General features: G+C 72.0%; 12 protein-coding genes. 6 read left to right on the top strand and 6 right to left on the bottom strand.

Annotated features, from left to right (window positions below; all coding sequences use genetic code 11):
* Positions 1–70: 70 nt before the first annotated feature.
* Both ABZ805_RS08560 and pruA read right to left on the bottom strand, forming a co-directional pair.
* Complete coding sequence (locus tag ABZ805_RS08560; RefSeq protein WP_358436355.1) at positions 71–1,000, bottom strand: proline dehydrogenase family protein; 930 nt, start codon at positions 998–1,000, stop codon at positions 71–73.
* Between the two features lie 61 nt (positions 1,001–1,061).
* Entirely contained in the window at positions 1,062–2,690 is a 1,629-nt protein-coding gene (gene pruA / locus ABZ805_RS08555; RefSeq protein WP_358436352.1) for an L-glutamate gamma-semialdehyde dehydrogenase, read from the bottom strand.
* A 114-nt stretch (positions 2,691–2,804) separates the two neighbouring features.
* Here pruA and ABZ805_RS08550 point away from each other — a divergent pair, with 114 nt between their 5' ends.
* Positions 2,805–4,451: a helix-turn-helix domain-containing protein gene (locus tag ABZ805_RS08550; RefSeq protein WP_358436349.1), complete on the top strand. Its 1,647-nt coding sequence runs from the start codon at positions 2,805–2,807 to the stop codon at positions 4,449–4,451.
* Here the strand turns inward: ABZ805_RS08550 and coaA are convergent, their stop codons facing one another.
* Positions 4,452–5,378, bottom strand: a complete 927-nt coding sequence (coaA, locus tag ABZ805_RS08545; RefSeq protein WP_358436346.1) for a type I pantothenate kinase — start codon at positions 5,376–5,378, stop codon at positions 4,452–4,454. It abuts the gene before it with no gap.
* A gap of 426 nt (positions 5,379–5,804) precedes the next feature.
* Positions 5,805–7,253, bottom strand: a complete 1,449-nt coding sequence (locus tag ABZ805_RS08540; RefSeq protein ID WP_358436343.1) for an amino acid permease — start codon at positions 7,251–7,253, stop codon at positions 5,805–5,807.
* 263 nt (positions 7,254–7,516) lie between these two features.
* Here ABZ805_RS08540 and ABZ805_RS08535 point away from each other — a divergent pair, with 263 nt between their 5' ends.
* From ABZ805_RS08535 to ABZ805_RS08520, 4 genes are all read left to right on the top strand, one after another.
* Positions 7,517–7,969, top strand: coding sequence for a universal stress protein (locus ABZ805_RS08535; protein WP_358436446.1), 453 nt, complete (start codon positions 7,517–7,519; stop codon positions 7,967–7,969).
* Positions 7,950–8,948 (top strand): adenylate/guanylate cyclase domain-containing protein, encoded by a 999-nt coding sequence (locus tag ABZ805_RS08530; RefSeq protein WP_358436342.1) that lies wholly within the window; start codon positions 7,950–7,952, stop codon positions 8,946–8,948. The genes ABZ805_RS08535 and ABZ805_RS08530 overlap by 20 nt, the downstream gene beginning before the upstream one ends.
* Positions 8,949–9,411: 463 nt before the next feature.
* Positions 9,412–10,800: an FAD-binding oxidoreductase gene (locus ABZ805_RS08525; protein ID WP_358436339.1), complete on the top strand. Its 1,389-nt coding sequence runs from the start codon at positions 9,412–9,414 to the stop codon at positions 10,798–10,800.
* A 24-nt stretch (positions 10,801–10,824) separates the two neighbouring features.
* Positions 10,825–12,057, top strand: coding sequence for a cyclopropane-fatty-acyl-phospholipid synthase family protein (locus ABZ805_RS08520; RefSeq protein WP_358436336.1), 1,233 nt, complete (start codon positions 10,825–10,827; stop codon positions 12,055–12,057).
* 4 nt (positions 12,058–12,061) lie between these two features.
* On the opposite strand, the gene ABZ805_RS08515 is transcribed toward ABZ805_RS08520, so the two are convergent.
* Complete coding sequence (locus ABZ805_RS08515; RefSeq protein WP_358436334.1) at positions 12,062–13,477, bottom strand: lipase maturation factor family protein; 1,416 nt, start codon at positions 13,475–13,477, stop codon at positions 12,062–12,064.
* A gap of 200 nt (positions 13,478–13,677) precedes the next feature.
* Between ABZ805_RS08515 and ABZ805_RS08510 the strand changes: the two genes are divergently transcribed.
* Positions 13,678–14,508, top strand: coding sequence for a putative RNA methyltransferase (locus ABZ805_RS08510; RefSeq protein ID WP_358436331.1), 831 nt, complete (start codon positions 13,678–13,680; stop codon positions 14,506–14,508).
* Between the two features lie 140 nt (positions 14,509–14,648).
* Here ABZ805_RS08510 and ABZ805_RS08505 read toward each other — a convergent pair whose 3' ends face one another.
* Positions 14,649–16,001, bottom strand: a complete 1,353-nt coding sequence (locus tag ABZ805_RS08505) for an FAD-dependent oxidoreductase (RefSeq protein WP_358436329.1) — start codon at positions 15,999–16,001, stop codon at positions 14,649–14,651.
* Positions 16,002–16,154: the final 153 nt, after the last annotated feature.

The raw sequence follows: 16,154 nt of genomic DNA, 5'->3' as shown, positions 1-16,154 counted from the left end.
GGACCTCCGCCGTCGACCGGGAGGAACGGGCGGTGCGAGCTCGTGGTGATCACGAGCCCGCACCGGCGGATCAGCCGCGCCCGAGCAGCGACCGGGCGAAGAACGCCAGGTTCGCCGGGCGCTCCGCCAGCCGCCGCATGAAGTAGCCGTACCACTGGTCGCCGTAGGCCACGTACACCCGCAGCCGGTGCCCGGCGGCCGCCAGCCGCTCCTGCTCGTCGGGGCGGATCCCGTAGAGCATCTGGAACTCGAAGCTCTCCGCGGACCGCGCACCGCGCGCGGCCAGGTCGAGCGCGATCTCGATCATCCGCGGGTCGTGCGTGGCCACCATCGGGTAGCCCGCGCCGTCCAGCAGCACCCGCAGGCACCGCACGTACGACCTGTCCACTTCGGACCGTTCGGCGAACGCGACCGAGGCGGGCTCCGCGTAGGCGCCCTTGCACAGCCGCACCCGGGAACCGGCGGTGGCCAGGTCCCGGCAGTCCTGCTCGGTGCGCCGCAGGTACGCCTGCAGCACCGCGCCCACCCACGGGAAGTCCACCCGCAGGTCCCGCAGGATGCCCAGCGTGGAGTCCGTGGTGGTGTGGTCCTCCATGTCCAGGGTGACCGTGGTGCCCGCCGCCGCGGCGGCTTCGCAGATCAGCCGCGCGTTGTCCAGCGCGATCTTCTCCCCGTCCGCGGGCAGGGACTGCCCGACTGCGGAGAGCTTCACCGACACCTCGGCCCGACCGGCGAGGCCCGCGTCGCCGAGCGAACCGAGCACCGCCCGGTAGGCGTTCACGGTGTCCGCGGCCTGCCCGGCGTCGAGGGTGTCCTCGCCGAGGTGGTCCAGGGAGGTGTGCATGCCGCGCGCCGCGAGCGCGCTGGTGGCCGCGACCGCGTCGGCCGCGGAGGTCCCGGCCACGTAGCGGTCCACGACCGGGCCGGTGAGCGGGTTGGCCGTCACGATGCGCCGCACGTTCGCGGAACGCGCGGCGGCGAGCAGGGCAGAGCGCAACATCGGGTCTCCTCAGCCGCCGAGTCCTCCGGCGGACGGCGGTGCCGTCCGCCTCGGGCCGGATTCAGTCCATGTGCGGGTAGCCGAGCCCGGTGGGCGCGACGAACGTCTCCTTGATGGCGCGCGGGCTGGTCCAGCGCTGGATGTTGAACATCGAGCCGGCCTTGTCGTTGGTGCCGGAGGCGCGGCCCCCGCCGAACGGCTGGCGGGACACGATGGACCCGGTGGGCTTGTCGTTGACGTAGAAGTTCCCCGCCGCCTGCCGCAGCTTCCGGTGCGCCAGCTCGATCGCGGACCGGTCGGTGGCGAACACCGCGCCGGTCAGCGCGTACGGGCTGGACGCGTCCACCACGTCGAGGATCTCCGCGTAGCGGGCGTCGTCGTAGACGTGCACCGCGATGATCGGCCCGAAGTACTCGGTGGTGAACACCTCGTCGGACGGGTCGTCGCAGACCAGCACCGTCGGCTCCACGAAGTAGCCGACCGAGTCGTCGCAGCCGCCGCCGGCCAGCACCTCGATGGAGGAGGTGGTGCGCGCCCGCTCCAGCGCGGCCCGGTGCTTCGCGAACGCCCGCGCGTCGATGACCGCGCCGCCGAAGTGGCCGAAGTCGGTGACGTCGCCGAAGCTGATCGACCGGGTCAGCTCCGCCAGCTCGTCGCGCAGCCCGCCCTCCCAGATCGAGCGCGGCACGTAGGCGCGGGACGCCGCCGAGCACTTCTGCCCCTGGTACTCGAAGGCGCCGCGGGCGAACGCGGTGGCCAGCGGGGTCGGGTCCGCCGACGGGTGCACCACGATGAAGTCCTTGCCGCCGGTCTCCCCGACGATCCGCGGGTAGCTGCGGTAGGAGTCGAGGTTCTCGGCGACGGTGCGCCACAGCTTCTTGAACGTGCCGGTCGAGCCGGTGAAGTGCAGGCCCGCGAAGTCCGGGTCGGCCAGCGCGACGTCGCTGACGGCCTGCCCGTCCCCGGTCACCAGGTTGATCACGCCCGGGGGCAGCCCGGCGGCCTCGAACATCCGCATGGTGAAGTGCGCGGCGAACTGCTGCGACGGCGTCGGCTTCCACACCACGGTGTTGCCCATCAGCGCGGGCGCGGTCGGCAGGTTCCCGGCGATGGCGGTGAAGTTGAACGGGGTGATGGCGGTGACGAAGCCGTCCAGCGGCCGGTACTCCATCCGGTTCCACTCGTTCGGCACCGAGGTGGGCTGCTCGGCGAGGATGCGGCGCGCGTAGTGCACGTTGAACCGCAGGAAGTCGATGAACTCGCAGGCGGCGTCGATCTCGGCCTGCTGCACCGACTTGGACTGGCCGAGCACGGTGGCGCCGTTGATGGTGTCCCGCCACGGACCGGCGAGCAGGTCGGCGGCGCGCAGCAGCACCGCGGCGCGCTCGTCGAACGGGGTGGCGGCCCAGCCGGGCGCGGCGTTCTTGGCGGCGCGCACCGCGTCGGCCACGTCCTCGCGGGTGGCCTGCGCGGAGGTGCCGAGCACGTGCGCGTGGTCGTGCGGCTGCACCACGTCGAAGCGGTCGCCGCCCGCCATCCGCTGCACGCCGTCGATGGTGGACGTGAGGTCGAGGCGCTCGGATTCGAGCTCGGCGATGCGCTTGTGCAGCGATTCCCGCTCGGCGGAGCCGGGAGCGTAGGACTTGACCGGTTCGTTGCTCGGGGCCGGGACGGTGGTGATGGCGTCCATGCCTGTCGCCTCCTCGCGGGTCGGCTGGGGTTCTGGAATACCCAGAACAGTAGGAGCGGAGCGGCCCGCTGCGGCTGTACGATCGGCCATCGTTGAGGGGAGCGTGTTGTTCGGTTGGACGAGGACCCGCGTGGCCCGGCGGCGCCCGGAGCTCCGCTGCGACAGCTGCTCGTCGCCGTCGGCGAACCGCTGATCGACCTGCTCGCGGCCCCGGCCGGCCTGGACGTGGACGTGCGGGACGTGGTGATCGCCGAACCCGACGAGGACGCGGCCGCCAACCCCGGTGACCTGGTGCTGGTGATCGGCGCCCGCGGTCGTTCAGCGCTGCGCCAGGTCCGGTCCGCCGCGCGGGACGGGGCCGCGGCGGTGGCGGTGAAGACGCAGGCCGAGCGGGACGCGGCGGTGCTGCGGGACGCCGCGCTGGACGCGGGCATCGCCCTGTTCGGGGTGTGGCCGGAGGTGCGCTGGGAGCAGCTGGCCTCCCTGGTGCGCTCCGTCGTGGACAACGCGCGGCTCACCGTCGAAGCGGACGCGGGGGAGGCGCCGGGCGACCTGTTCGCGCTCGCCCAGACCGTCGCGGCGATGACCGGCGGCAGCGTCAGCATCGAGGACACCTCCAGCCGGGTGCTGGCCTACTCCCGCTCCGACCGCTCCGATGACGAGGTGGACGAGCTGCGCAGGCTGTCCATCCTGGGCCGCCGGGGGCCGGAACCGTACCTGGCGATGCTGCGCGAGTGGGGCGTGTACGAGCGGCTGCGCTCCGGCGAGGAGGTCGTGGGCGTCGACGAGCGCCCCGACCTGGGCATCCGGCGCCGGATGGCGGTCGGCATCCACGCGGGCGCGCAACCGCTGGGCACCATCTGGGTGCAGGAGGGTTCCCGTCCGCTGGAGGAGCGGTCGCAGCGCGCGCTGCTCGGTGCCGCCCGGGTCGCCGCGGTGCAACTGATCCGGCAGCGAGCCGAGGCCAGCGCCGCCCCGCGGCTGCGGGAGAACCTGCTGATCGGGCTGCTCGACGGCAAGGTCGACGCGGCCGGCGTCGCGGGCAACATCGGCGCCGACGCGTCCCGGCCCGCCGTGGTCGTGGTGTTCACGCTGCGCGGCCGCGCCGGGGTGTCGAACCGGCCGGAGCTGGAGCTGGAGCGCGCCGAGATGACCGGGTTGATCTCGGTGCACGCCGCCGCGTACCGGCGCAGCGCGCTGGTGACGACGCTCGGTTCGCGGGTGTACGTGCTGCTGCCGGACCTGCCGGTGCACGCGCTGCCCGGGGTACTGGGCATGACCAGGGAGATCGCGGCCGCGGCCGGTCAGCAGCTGCGGGCCGCGGTGCAGGCCGGGGTGGGTTCGGTGGTGGCCGGGCTGGCCGAGGTGCCGCACTCGCGCGCGGAGGCGGACCGGGTGCTGGACGCGATGGGCCACGACCTGGACGCGCCGATCGCCACCATCGCGGACGTGCGCTCCCGGGTGGTGCTCAGCGAGCTGCTGACGGTGCTCGGCGGCAACGAGCGGTTCCGCGATCCGCGGGTGGACGCGCTGTTCGCCCACGACGCCGAGCACTCGGGGGCGCTGGCGCGATCCGTGCTGGCGTACCTGGAGCACTTCGGGGACGTGCGGGTCGCGAGCGCCGCGCTGCACGTGCACCCGAACACGCTGCGGCACCGCATCCGCCGCGCGGGCGAGATCACCGGGCTCGACCTGTCGGACTCCGCCGAACGCCTGACGGCCCACCTGCACCTGCTGCTGCACCGCAGGCAGAGCCGTTGATCAGAGCTTGCGCAGGCGCACCCGGTTGATGGCGTGGTCGCCGTCCTTGCGCAGCACCAGGGTGGCGCGCGGCCGGGTGGGCAGGATGTTGTCCACCAGGTTCGGCCGGTTGATGGTGTGCCACAGGTGGTGCGCCTCGGCCCGCGCGTCCTCGTCGGAGAGGCCGGCGAAGTGGTGGAAGTGCGACTCGGGGTCGGCGAACGCGGTGCCGCGCAGCGCCAGGAACCGGTCGGTGTACCAGCGCTCGATGTGGTCGGTGTGCGCGTCCACGTAGATGGAGAAGTCGAACAGGTCGGACACGGCGAGGCTCGGCCCGGGCTGCAGGACGTTGAGCCCTTCCACGATGAGGATGTCCGGCTGCCGCACCACCTGCTCGTGCCCGGGCACGATGTCGTAGGCGAGGTGCGAGTACACCGGCGCGGTCACGGCCTCGGCCCCGGACTTCACCTCGGTCACGAAGCGCAGCAGCGCCCGCCGGTCGTAGCTCTCCGGGAACCCCTTGCGGTGCATGATGCCGCGCCGCACCAGCTCGGCCTTGGAGTGCAGGAACCCGTCGGTGGTCACCAGGTCGACCTGCGGGTGGTCGGGCCAGCGGGCCAGCAGCGCCCGCAGGATGCGCGCGGTGGTGGACTTGCCGACGGCGACGCTGCCCGCGAGGCCGATCACGAACGGCACCTTCGGCGCGGTCTCGCCGAGGAAGGTGGTGGTGCTGTCGTGCAGCCGCTGCCGCGCCGCGACCTGCAGGTTGATCAGCCGGGACAGCGGCAGGTACACGTCGGCGACCTCGTCGAGGTCGACGGGTTCGCCGAGGCCGCGCAGCGCTTCCAGCTCGGAATGGGTGAGGGGCAGCGGCAGCGAGTCGCTGAGCTCCCGCCACTGCTTGCGGTGCAGTTCGACGTACGGGCTCAGTTCGCGGACTCGCGTCACGGCGCACACCCCTCGACGTTGAGGACCGGCCGGTTCTCGGCTGCACGGGCCGGTCCGCACCGGTGCCGCCGAGCTCGGCGGCACCGGCAACCCTAGATCTCGGGTACCCGGGCGCGCTGTGATGCACTGCACCGCGCCCGGGGCCGATTCAGGTGATCGTCGACTCACCGCCCGCCGCACCGCCGGGCGGACGGCCGGTCATCGAACCGGCCGCAGGTCCTTCGTCGGTTTCCCGTCAGCGGCGAAGCCGTTGAGCTGACGACCACCCGAGCGACAGGACCACCCGCGGGTTCTCAGCGGCCGCCTCGCGAGGACGGCGATTTCTCATGTGGCGGAGCCACCTGTGAAATCGATCCCGCAGCGAGGGAACCGCTGAGGTTCCGCCACCCCACCACTACTACGCAGCAGAAGCGGGCAGACGAGCACTCACGCCGGGTCGTCGGACCGCTGGTTCATCTTCGAGTGGCGGTAGCCGTACGCCGCGTACACGACGAGCCCGATCGCGAACCAGACGGCGAACCGCAGCCACGTCTCCGGCGCCAGGAACGTCACCAGCCACAGCGAGAACACGATGCCGACCAGCGGCACCACCGGCATGCCGGGCGTGCGGAACCCGCGCGGCAGCTCGGGCCGCTTGTAGCGCAGCACGATCACCGCGGCGCAGACCACGACGAACGCCAGCAGGATGCCGATGTTGGTGAGCTCCGCGGCCTCCTCGATCGGCAGCAGCCCGGCGAACACGGCGGAGACGATGCCGATGAGCCAGGTGAACCGGGTCGGGACCTTCCGCACCGGGTGGGTGCGGGAGAACCACTGCGGCAGCAGCCCGTCGCGGGACATGGCGAAGCCGACGCGGGTGGCGCCGAGCATGAAGGTGAACAGCACGGTGAGGATGCCGAGGATCGCGCCGACGGCGATGATCGCGCCGACCACGGGCAGGCCCACGTCGGCGAACGCGGTGGCGAAGGCGCTCTCCTCGCTGATCTCCTGGTACGGGATCATGCCGGTGAGCACCAGGCAGGCCAGCACGTACAGCACCATCGAGATGATCAGCGAGTACAGGATCGCCTTCGGCATGTGCTTCTGCGAGTCCTTGGACTCCTCGGCCGCGGTGGACATCGCGTCGTAGCCGAACACCGCGAAGAACACGGTCGCCGCACCGGTGATGGCGCCGCCGATGCCGAACGGGAAGAACGGCGTGTAGTTGCCCGCGTTGATGTGGAACGCGCCGACGATGACGACGAGCAGCACGACGCCGACCTTGAGGTAGACCAGCGCGGTCTCGAACCGGGCGGCGTTCTTCATGCCCTGGTTGAGCACGAACGCGATGAGCAGGCACAGCAGCACCGCGAACAGGTTGATCTTGTAACTGCCGGGTGGCGCGTCCCCGCCTTCGGTGCCCGGCGCGCCGACCATCCACAGCGGCAGCTCGATGTGCAGGAAGCCGAGCAGCTCGGTGAAGTAGCCGGAGATGCCGATGGCCACCACGGACACGATCGCGGTGTACTCCAGCAGCAGGTCCCAGCCGATCAGCCAGCCGACGATCTCGCCGAGCACCGCGTAGCCGTAGGTGTACGCGGAGCCCGCCTTCGGGATCATCCCGGCGAACTCGGCGTAGGAGAACGCCGCCGCGGCGCTGGCGATCCCGGCGAGGAGGAACGAGACCAGCACCGCGGGTCCGGCCTTGCCGTGGGCGACGGCCCCGGCGAGCGAGAAGATGCCCGCGCCGATGATGCCGCCGACGCCGATCGCGGTCAGCTGCCACAGCCCGAGGGTGCGCTGGAGCCCGCCGGACTCCCCGTCGTCCTCGGTGATCGCGTCGATGGGTTTGCGCCGCAGCATTCCCTTGCCGGGGCTGAGCCCAGGTTCCGCCATCGCGTCCTCCTGATCATCTTCGAAGTTGGCGCGAAACGTACGCGGTCCGCGCCACCCGGGTGGTTGTGGGGCGCGACGACGTTCCGCACCGTTCGTTGTCGGCCCACACGATGATCGATGTAGATCACGATTCGGCGCGGTCGTACCGGCATGCGCGTGCTCCGGGGGATGTCTTGCCCGAACAGCGTGACGCGCGCGCCACCCGGTCGTTAGTGTTCACGTCCGCGCGCCGCGCGCGTCACGCGATGGAGGGTGATCGGCTGATGTCCAGCTACCGGAGTGTCGTCGTCGGAACGGATGGGTCGACGCCCTCGTTGCGAGCGGTGACGAAGGCGGCGGCGGTGGCCGCCGACACGTCGGCCACACTGGTCATCGTGTGCGCCTACTACCCGAGCAGCGATCGGGAGGTCGAGCAGGCCCAGGACGAGCTGGGCGGCGAGGCGTTCCAGGTGATCGGCTCGGCCCCGGCGGAGCAGACGCTGCTGGAGGCCGCCGACCTGGCCGCGCAGACCGGCGCCACCGACGTGGAGACGATCGCCGTGGTGGGCGCGCCGGTGACCTCGCTGGTGGAGGCCGCGGGCAAGGTGTCGGCGGATCTGCTCGTGGTGGGCAGCAGGGGTTTGAACACGCTGAAAGGCCGATTGCTCGGGTCGGTGCCTTCCGAGGTCTCCCGCCGGGCGGATTGTGATGTGCTCGTTGTCCGGACCTCGCGATGAGGACGGGCCTCGCGGCCAGGCGGAATCCCCGCTGGGCCACGAGGTCGAGAAGGCGCTGCTGGGCGGCGAACCCAGGTACACCAAGGCGGACGTGGCCGCGGCGGCCGAAGTGGAGCTGGCCCGCGCGGAACGGCTGTGGCAGGCGATGGGCTTCGCCCACGTCGAGGACGACGAGGTGGTGTTCACCGACGCCGACGTGCAGGCGGTGCGCATGCTCGTGCAGCTCGTCTCGGCGGACGTGATCACCGCGGAGCTGGAGACGGCGGTCGCCCGCACCCTGGCGCAGACGATGTCGCGGCTCGCCGAGTGGCAGGTGGCGATCTTCCGCTCGGTGCTCGGCGACCGCTTCGCCGAGGACCTGGACGTGACCGCGCAGTTCGCCGAGGCGATCACGCCGGTGATGGAGGACCTGCAGGGCTACGTGTGGCGCAGGCACCTCGCGGCGACCGCGGCGCGCGAGCTGACCGAGCAGGTCGGGGACGGCGACGAGCGGCTGCAGGTGATCGGCTTCGCCGACCTGGTCGGCTACACCCGGCTGATCCGCGACTTCAGCGAGGTCGAGCTGGGCAGGCTCATCGACGAGTTCGAGGAGACCGCGACCGCGGTGGTCGCGGAGAACCGCGGGCGCATCGTGAAGACCGTCGGCGACGAGGTCCTGTTCGTCACCGACACCGCGGCCGACGCCGCCGAGATCGCGTTGACGCTGAACGAGCGGATCCCCGGTTCCGGCAAGCTGCCGCCGCTGCGGATCGGTCTGGCGCAGGGCCCGGTGCTGGCCCGGTTCGGCGACGTGTACGGGTCCACGGTGAACATCGCCAGCAGGCTCACCTCGGTGGCGCGGCCGGCGTCGGCGCTGGTGGACCGGGAGCTGGCGACGTCGCTGCGGTCGCACCCGGCGTACTCGTTGACGTCGATCGGCCCGACGAAGGTGCAGAGCTTCCGCGGCCTGCGCGCCTACGCCCTCCGCCGCGCCCGCTGACACCGAGCGGCCCGACCGCGCCCGCCGGCGCCGAGCGGCCCGACCGCGCCCGCCGACGCCGAGCGGTCCGACCGCGCCCGCTGACGCAGGACGGTCTGCCGAGCCCGCCGGCGCCGAGCGGCCCGACCGCGTCGCAGCGGGTGGGCCGCTCGCCGGAGCACGCTCGGTGGCCGGTCGGGCACGGGCTGGGCCGTTCGGGCGGCCGCGCGGGTCGATGTGATCGAGATCGCTCGATCGGCCCAACCGCCCTGGTCGGGCGGCTGCCGCGCGCCGGGTTCGCCGGGTCTCGCTCGGTCGGGTGACCTGCGAAATCGGTTGCGTGGCGCAACCGAATCGGGGGTTCGCGGCCCTCGTCCGGCCGATCGGGAAATGGGCGATTTGCCCGGCAGCGCTGGTCATCGCGGGCCGTCGAGCTGCCGGAAGTGGGATGCCGGGTCTCGGCCGGAGCAATATGGTCGGACCCATGGGAGTCGATCCGGGTACCTCGGGAGCAGTGTCAGCGAACCACTCCGACGAGGTCGCCGACTTGGTCGACCAGTACGCGAAGATCCCGCCCGGGCAGCAGGTGCGGCTCGCGAAACCCACCAGCAACCTGTTCCGGTTCCGCGCCCCCGGCACCACCACCGGCCTCGACGTCGGCAAGCTGAACCGCGTCCTGTCCGTCGACCCCGACGCGGGCACCGCGCAGGTGCAGGGCATGGCCACCTACGAGTCCGTCGTGGCCGCGCACTTGCCCACCGGCCGGATGCCGCTGGTCATCCCGCAGCTCAAGACGATCACCCTCGGCGGCGCGGTCGCCGGGCTCGGCATCGAGTCCAGCTCGTTCCGCAGCGGACTGCCGCACGAATCGGTGCGCGAGATGGAGATCCTCACCGGCGCCGGCGACGTCGTGGTGGCACGGCCGGACAACGAGCACGCCGACCTGTACCGCGGCTTCCCGAACTCCTACGGCACCCTCGGCTACGCGCTGCGCCTCGAGGTGGAGGTCGAACGCACCCGGCCCTACGTGCGGCTGCGGCACATCCGGTTCTCCACCGCCGAGGAGTGCACCGCCGCCATCGAGGAGATCTGCCGCGACGGCGAGTTCGAGGGCCACCGCGCCGACTTCGTCGACGGGACCGTGTTCGCCGCCGACGAGCAGTACCTCACCGTCGGCACCTACGTGGACGAAGCTCCCGGCACCAGCGACTACACCGGGCAGCGCATCTACTACCGGTCGCTGCGCGAGCAGCAGACCGACCACCTGACCACCCACGACTACCTGTGGCGCTGGGACACCGACTGGTTCTGGTGCTCCCGCGCGTTCGGCGTGCAGCGGCCCGCGGTCCGCGCGCTGTGGCCGCGCAAGTACCGCCGCTCCGACGTCTACCGCCGCATCGTGGCCTGGGACCGCCGCGCCGGGTTCTCCGACCGGCTCGCCCGCGCCCGCGGCGCCGCGGGCAGCGAACCCGTCATCCAGGACGTGGAGATCCCGGTGCGCAGGCTGCCCGAGTTCCTGGAGTTCTTCCACCGCGAGATCGGCATCGAACCGGTCTGGCTGTGCCCGGTCCGGCTGTGCGATCCGCAGGGCTGGTCGCTGTACCCGATGGATCCGGCGGAGCTCTACGTCAACGTGGGCTTCTGGTCCGCAGTGGACACGAAACCGGGCGATGCCCCGGGCGCGTACAACCGCGCCATCGAAGACGCGGTCGGCGAACTGGACGGGCACAAGTCGCTGTACTCCGACTCGTTCTACGAGCCGGACGAGTTCTGGCGGCTCTACAACCGTCCCGCCTACGAGAAGTTGAAGCGGCGCTACGACCCGGACGACCGCCTTCCCAGCCTGTACGAGAAGTGCGTCGGCAAGCGGTAGGGCCAGCAGGGAGGAGAACCGAACATGGGTTGGGCAGAGGTGTTCCCGCGCATCCTGGGCGACGGGCTCGACGTCGAGTTCCGCGCCTACGACGGGAGCCGCGCGGGACGGGCCGGAGCCGACGTGGTGGTGGAGATCCGCTCTCCGCTGGCGTTGTCGCACCTGGCGGCCTCCCCGGACGAGCTGGGGCTCGCCAGGGCCTACGTCACCGGTGCGCTGGAAGTGCACGGCGACATGCACGAGGCGCTGTCCCGGTTCCCGTCGATCGCCGTCGCCGAAGTCCCCGCCCGCACCAAGCTCGACCTGGCGGTGCGGCTCGGCGCGCAGCGGTTCTGGTGGCCGGTCGGACCGCCGCCGGAGGAGTACCGGCCGCGCGGCGGCCTGCGGCATTCGAAGCTGCGGGACAGCAAGTCCGTGTCCTACCACTACGACGTGTCGAACCGGTTCTACGAGTGGGTGCTGGGTCCGTCGATGGCCTACACCTGCGCGGTGTACCCGGACGCCGACGCCACCCTGGAACAGGCGCAGTACGCCAAGCACGACCTGGTGGCGCGCAAGCTCGGCCTGCGGGAGGGGATGCGGCTGCTCGACGTCGGCTGCGGCTGGGGCGGCATGGTGATGCACGCGGCCGAGCACTACGGGGTGCGGGCCATCGGCGTCACCCTGTCCCGGCAGCAGGCGCAGTGGGCGCAGAAGGCCATCGTGGAGCGCGGTCTCGCCGACCTCGCCGAAGTGCGGCACCTGGACTACCGGGACGTGCCCGAGGCGGACTTCGACGCGATCAGCTCCATCGGCATGACCGAGCACATCGGACTCGCGCAGCTGCCCGGCTACTTCTCCGCGATGCACGCGAAGCTGCGGCCCGGTGGCCGGTTCCTGAACCACTCCATCACCCGGCCCGACGGGACCCGTGCCTCCAAGCCCGGCAAGTTCATCGGCCGATACGTGTTCCCCGACGGCGAGCTGGAAGGCCCCGGGACGCTCATGTCGGCGATGCACGACACCGGTTTCGAGGTGCGCCACACCGAGAACCTGCGCGAGCACTACGCGCTCACGCTGCGGGACTGGTGCGCGAACCTGGAGGAGCACTGGGACGAGGCGGTGCGGGAGGTCGGCCCGGCGCGGGCGCGGATCTGGCGGCTGTACATGGCCGGTTCCCGGCTGGGCTTCGAGCTCAACAACATCCAGCTGCACCAGATGCTCGCCGTCCGCCTCGCCGACGGCGCCGCGGACATGCCGCTGCGCCCCACCTGGTGACGGATCAGCCGGGCAGGTCCGCGGCCGACATCGGCGGGAGCAGGTCGCCCGCCGGTTCTCGGGACCACCAGCGGCCCGCCCGGCGCTCGGCGCGGTCCGCGAAGCGGTAGCGGTAGAGCCGCACCCGGACCAGGACCGGTGGCGCGTCCGGGAACGGGTCGTGCCGCAGCAGGCGGCGGATTCCCCGGTCGCCCCGCAGCAATCCGCGCAGCAGTGCGGGCAGCCAGGTCCGGCCGTGGCTCGGGGCGATCGCGACGAACCAGAGCAGCCAGCCCAGCCGCAGGTGGTACGGCGCCACCTGCGGCGGGCGGCGGCGCGGATCTCCCGGTTTGCCGGGGAACTCGTACTCGCGCCAGCCGGATTCCCCGCTGCGGTCGGGAGTTCCCTCGACGACGACCTCGTAGCGGGTGCGGGTCACCGAGCCGAACGCGCCGTAGGTGCCGCCCAGGTGCAGCCGGTTGAAGCTGCGGTTCATCACCTGGTGGCGGCCCAGCATGTTGCGCACCGGGTGGCGCGCGATCACCAGCATCCCCGCCACCAGCGCCAGCACCAGGACCTGGTGCCACAGCGGGGAATTCCACATCTCCGGGGCGGGGAACCGCAGCAGCCGGTCGTCCATCGCCGAGCACGCCAGCGCGATCGTGACCAGGTTCAGCCAGGCGAAGTTCCCGCTCAGCAGCAGCCAGCACTGGGTGAGCACGATCAGCGCCGCCGCCACGTCCGCCGCGGGTTGCGGCGCGAACAGCGCGAACGGCACCACCAGCTGGGTGCCGTGGTTCGCCAGCACCTCCACCTGGTGCAGCGGACCCGGCAACCGGTGGAAGAACCGGCTCAGCGGCCCCGGCATCGGCTGCGTCTCGTGGTGGTAGCGCAGCGCCGTCAGGTCGCGCCAGCACTCGTCACCGCGCAGCTTGATCAACCCGGCGCCGAACTCGACGCGGAACAGCAGCCAGCACAGCAACCACAGCACCGGCGCCGGGGGAGTGGTGTGCGCCGGGCCCAGGAAGATCACCAGGAAACCCGCTTCGAGCAGCAGCGACTCCCAGCCGAAGCCGTACCAGACCTGCCCGATGTTGACGATCGACAGGTACAGCACCCACAGCACCAGCCACCCCAGCAGCCACGCCCACAGCGGCAGCACCGCGGGCACGCCGAGCACCGCGGCGAGGGAGAGCAGCACCCCGGTCCAGGCGACCGCGCCGAACGCGCGGTCCGAGTAGTGCAGGTGGAACAGGCTCGGAGCCCGCCGGAACCCGGCCGCGCGCAGGAACCGCGGCGCCGGGGTGAGCCCGTGCTCCCCGGCCAGCGGCCGGAACTGGTGCACGGCCGCCGCGAAGCCCAGCAGGTATGCGAGGCCCACCAGGCGCGTGCACACCTCCCGCGCCTGCGCGTACTCCGGTGCCCAGAACCACGAACCCATCCGGTCCTCCTCCTTCCCGAGGGGTGCCCGGCTCGCGCGCCGGCTCACCAGGCTTCGAGGTGCTCACCGCGGTGGCCGCTCCGGGGGTGCCCGACGCGCGCCGGCTCACCAGGTGACCCACTCGCCCCCGCGTCGGTGCCTCGCTCGTCCTCGTGCCGGGGCGGGGAGCTTAGGATGCTCCGTCGGGGAGGCGGGAAGCGATGTTGGACGACGTGGCGCGGCTGCTGGCGTGCCCGCACTGCGGGGCCGGGCTGGAACCGGCCGGCGGCGCGCTGCGCTGCGCGGCGAACCACTCCTTCGACCTGGCCAAGCAGGGCTACGTGAGCCTGCTCGGCGGCCGCGGTGCCCCCGCGCTCGGCGACACCGCCCCGATGATCGCGGCCCGCGCGGACTTCCTCGCCGCGGGCCACTACGACCCGATCTCCACGGCGCTGGCCGACGCGACGGCCGGAGCGCACACCGGTGGACCGCTGCTGGACCTGGGCGCGGGCACCGGGCACTACCTGGCGCGCGCGCTGGACCGGGTGCCGGACGAGGTGGGCGTGGCGCTGGACGTCTCCAAGTTCGCCTCCCGCCGTGCGGCGAAGGCGCACCCGCGCGCGTCCGCGGTGCTCGCCGACGCGTGGCAGGGATTGCCGCTGCGCGACGCGGCCGTCGGCTCGGTGCTCAACGCGTTCGCCCCGCGCAACCCCGCCGAGACGCATCGCGTGCTGCGTCCCGGCGGGCACCTGCTGGTCGTCACCCCGAACACCGGGCACCTGGCCGAACTCGTGGCGGCGCTGGGGCTGCTCAGCGTGGACGAGCGGAAACCGCAGCGGCTCGCGGAGCAGCTCGCGGGGCACTTCGACCCGATCGCCACCACCACCCGCGAGTTCCCGCTGCACCTGGGCCCGGCCGAGCTCGGCACCCTCGTCGGCATGGGACCCAACGCCTGGCACACCGCCGACTCCCTCCCGGCCCGCATCGCCGAGCTGCCGGACCCGTTCCCGGTCACCGCCTCCATCACCCTCTCGACGTACCGGCGCCGCTGACGGAGCATTTTCGGACGCCGAGCAGAACGCGCTTCAGCGTCGGTGGGACGGCCGGGGCCGGTCGGAGAGCGGGACGTCGATTCGCCCCCTGAACCCAGAACGGCCCGCCGGAACACCGGCGGGCCGTTCCGCGTGCGGGATCAGCTCTCCGAGCGGGAGATATTGATCATGTCGTCGCGTTCGACGACCTTGATGCGCTCGCGGCCCGCGGCCTCGCCGAGCGCCTGCTCGTGCGCGTCGAGCAGGTTCCAGCCGTCCCAGGTGGTGTAGCGGACGCCGTTGTCGTCCAGCAGCCGCAGCACGCTGTCGCGGTCCGGCTCCTCGGCGGTCGGCATCGAGTCCAGGTCGGCCAGCAGGTTGCCGATGGTCTCCAGCGCGTCGCCCTTGGTGTGGCCGATGAGGCCGACGGGCCCGCGCTTGATCCAGCCGGTGGTGTAGACGCCGGTGATGTGCTCGCCGTCGAGGTCGAGCACCCGGCCGCCGTCGTTGGGGACGGTGCCGGTGCCGTGGTCGAACGGGATGTCCGGCACGGGGGAGCTCAGGTAGCCGACGGCGCGGTAGATCGCCTGCACCGGGGTGGTCTCGAACTCGCCGGTGCCGCGCACGTTGCCGTCGCCGGTGAGCTCCATGACCTCGGTGCGGAGGCCTTCGACGCGGTCGGTGCCCTGCACCTCGACCGGCGCGCGCAGGAAGTGGAAGTGCAGCCGGCGCGGGGTGTCGTTCTTCGCGTCGCGCAGCGCCCAGTCCTGGAAGGTCTTGACGATCGTCTTGACCTGGTTGTTGCTGCGGATGGCCTCTTCGCTGGCCTCGTCGAGTTCGAAGCCCTCCGGGTGCACGATGAGCTCCACGCCCGGCTGGTGGTCGAGTTCGCGCAGTTCCAGCGGCGTGAACTTGGCCTGCGCGGGACCGCGGCGGGCGAACAGGTGCACGTCGGTGACCTGCGAGTTCTTCAGGCCTTGGTAGACGTTGTCCGGGATCTCGGTGCTGAGCAGGTCGTCGGCCTGCTTCGCGAGCACCCGCGCCACGTCCAGCGCCACGTTGCCCGCGCCGAGCACCGCGACCTCCTTGGCGTCCAAGGTCCAGTCGCGGGTCGCCTCCGGGTAGCCGTCGTACCAGTAGACGAAGTCGGCGGCGCCGTGGCTGTGCGCCAGGTCGATGCCGGGGATGTCCAGCGCCCGGTCCTTGTCGGCGCCGGTGGAGAAGATCACCGCGTCGTAGTGGTGCCGGAGCTGCTCGAGCTTGATGTCCTCGCCGTAGTTCACACCGCCGAGGAACCGGATCTCCGGCTTCTCCATGATGCGCCGCAGCGCGTTCACGATCCCCTTGATCCGCGGGTGGTCGGGCGCGACGCCGTAGCGGATGAGCCCGTACGGGGCGGGCATCCGGTCGAGCAGGTCGATGTCCACTGGCGTCTCGGATTTCGTCAGGATGTCCGCGGCGTACACGCCGGCGGGGCCGGCCCCGACGATCGCAACTCGCAGTGGGCGGGTCATGCGTGTCCTCCTGCTCGACTTCAAAGGTGGCGCCGGGTTGGGTCCCGGGCCGTCGTGGATGTGCCGCGGCGGGGTGCCGGGCGGTCCGCTCTAGGGTGCCCGTCGCGCGCGGAGCGATCCGACTGCCCTCCAGCTTAGGTTGCCCTTACCGGA

Source organism: Saccharopolyspora sp. NPDC047091 (genome assembly GCF_040643635.1).
Classification (GTDB): Bacteria; Actinomycetota; Actinomycetes; order Mycobacteriales; family Pseudonocardiaceae; genus Saccharopolyspora_C.
This window is presented reverse-complemented; position numbering and strand designations above follow the sequence as displayed.

Excerpts from the sequence above, each read along its gene's own strand:
- ABZ805_RS08560 (WP_358436355.1), bottom strand. The coding sequence starts at position 1,000 with ATGTTGCGCTCTGCCCTGCTCGCCGCCGCGCGTTCCGCGAACGTGCGG.
- pruA (WP_358436352.1), bottom strand. The coding sequence starts at position 2,690 with ATGGACGCCATCACCACCGTCCCGGCCCCGAGCAACGAACCGGTCAAG.
- ABZ805_RS08540 (WP_358436343.1), bottom strand. The coding sequence starts at position 7,253 with ATGGCGGAACCTGGGCTCAGCCCCGGCAAGGGAATGCTGCGGCGCAAA.
- ABZ805_RS08535 (WP_358436446.1), top strand. The coding sequence starts at position 7,517 with ATGTCCAGCTACCGGAGTGTCGTCGTCGGAACGGATGGGTCGACGCCC.
- ABZ805_RS08525 (WP_358436339.1), top strand. The coding sequence starts at position 9,412 with ATGGGAGTCGATCCGGGTACCTCGGGAGCAGTGTCAGCGAACCACTCC.
- ABZ805_RS08520 (WP_358436336.1), top strand. The coding sequence starts at position 10,825 with ATGGGTTGGGCAGAGGTGTTCCCGCGCATCCTGGGCGACGGGCTCGAC.
- ABZ805_RS08515 (WP_358436334.1), bottom strand. The coding sequence starts at position 13,477 with ATGGGTTCGTGGTTCTGGGCACCGGAGTACGCGCAGGCGCGGGAGGTG.
- ABZ805_RS08510 (WP_358436331.1), top strand. The coding sequence starts at position 13,678 with ATGTTGGACGACGTGGCGCGGCTGCTGGCGTGCCCGCACTGCGGGGCC.
- ABZ805_RS08505 (WP_358436329.1), bottom strand. The coding sequence starts at position 16,001 with ATGACCCGCCCACTGCGAGTTGCGATCGTCGGGGCCGGCCCCGCCGGC.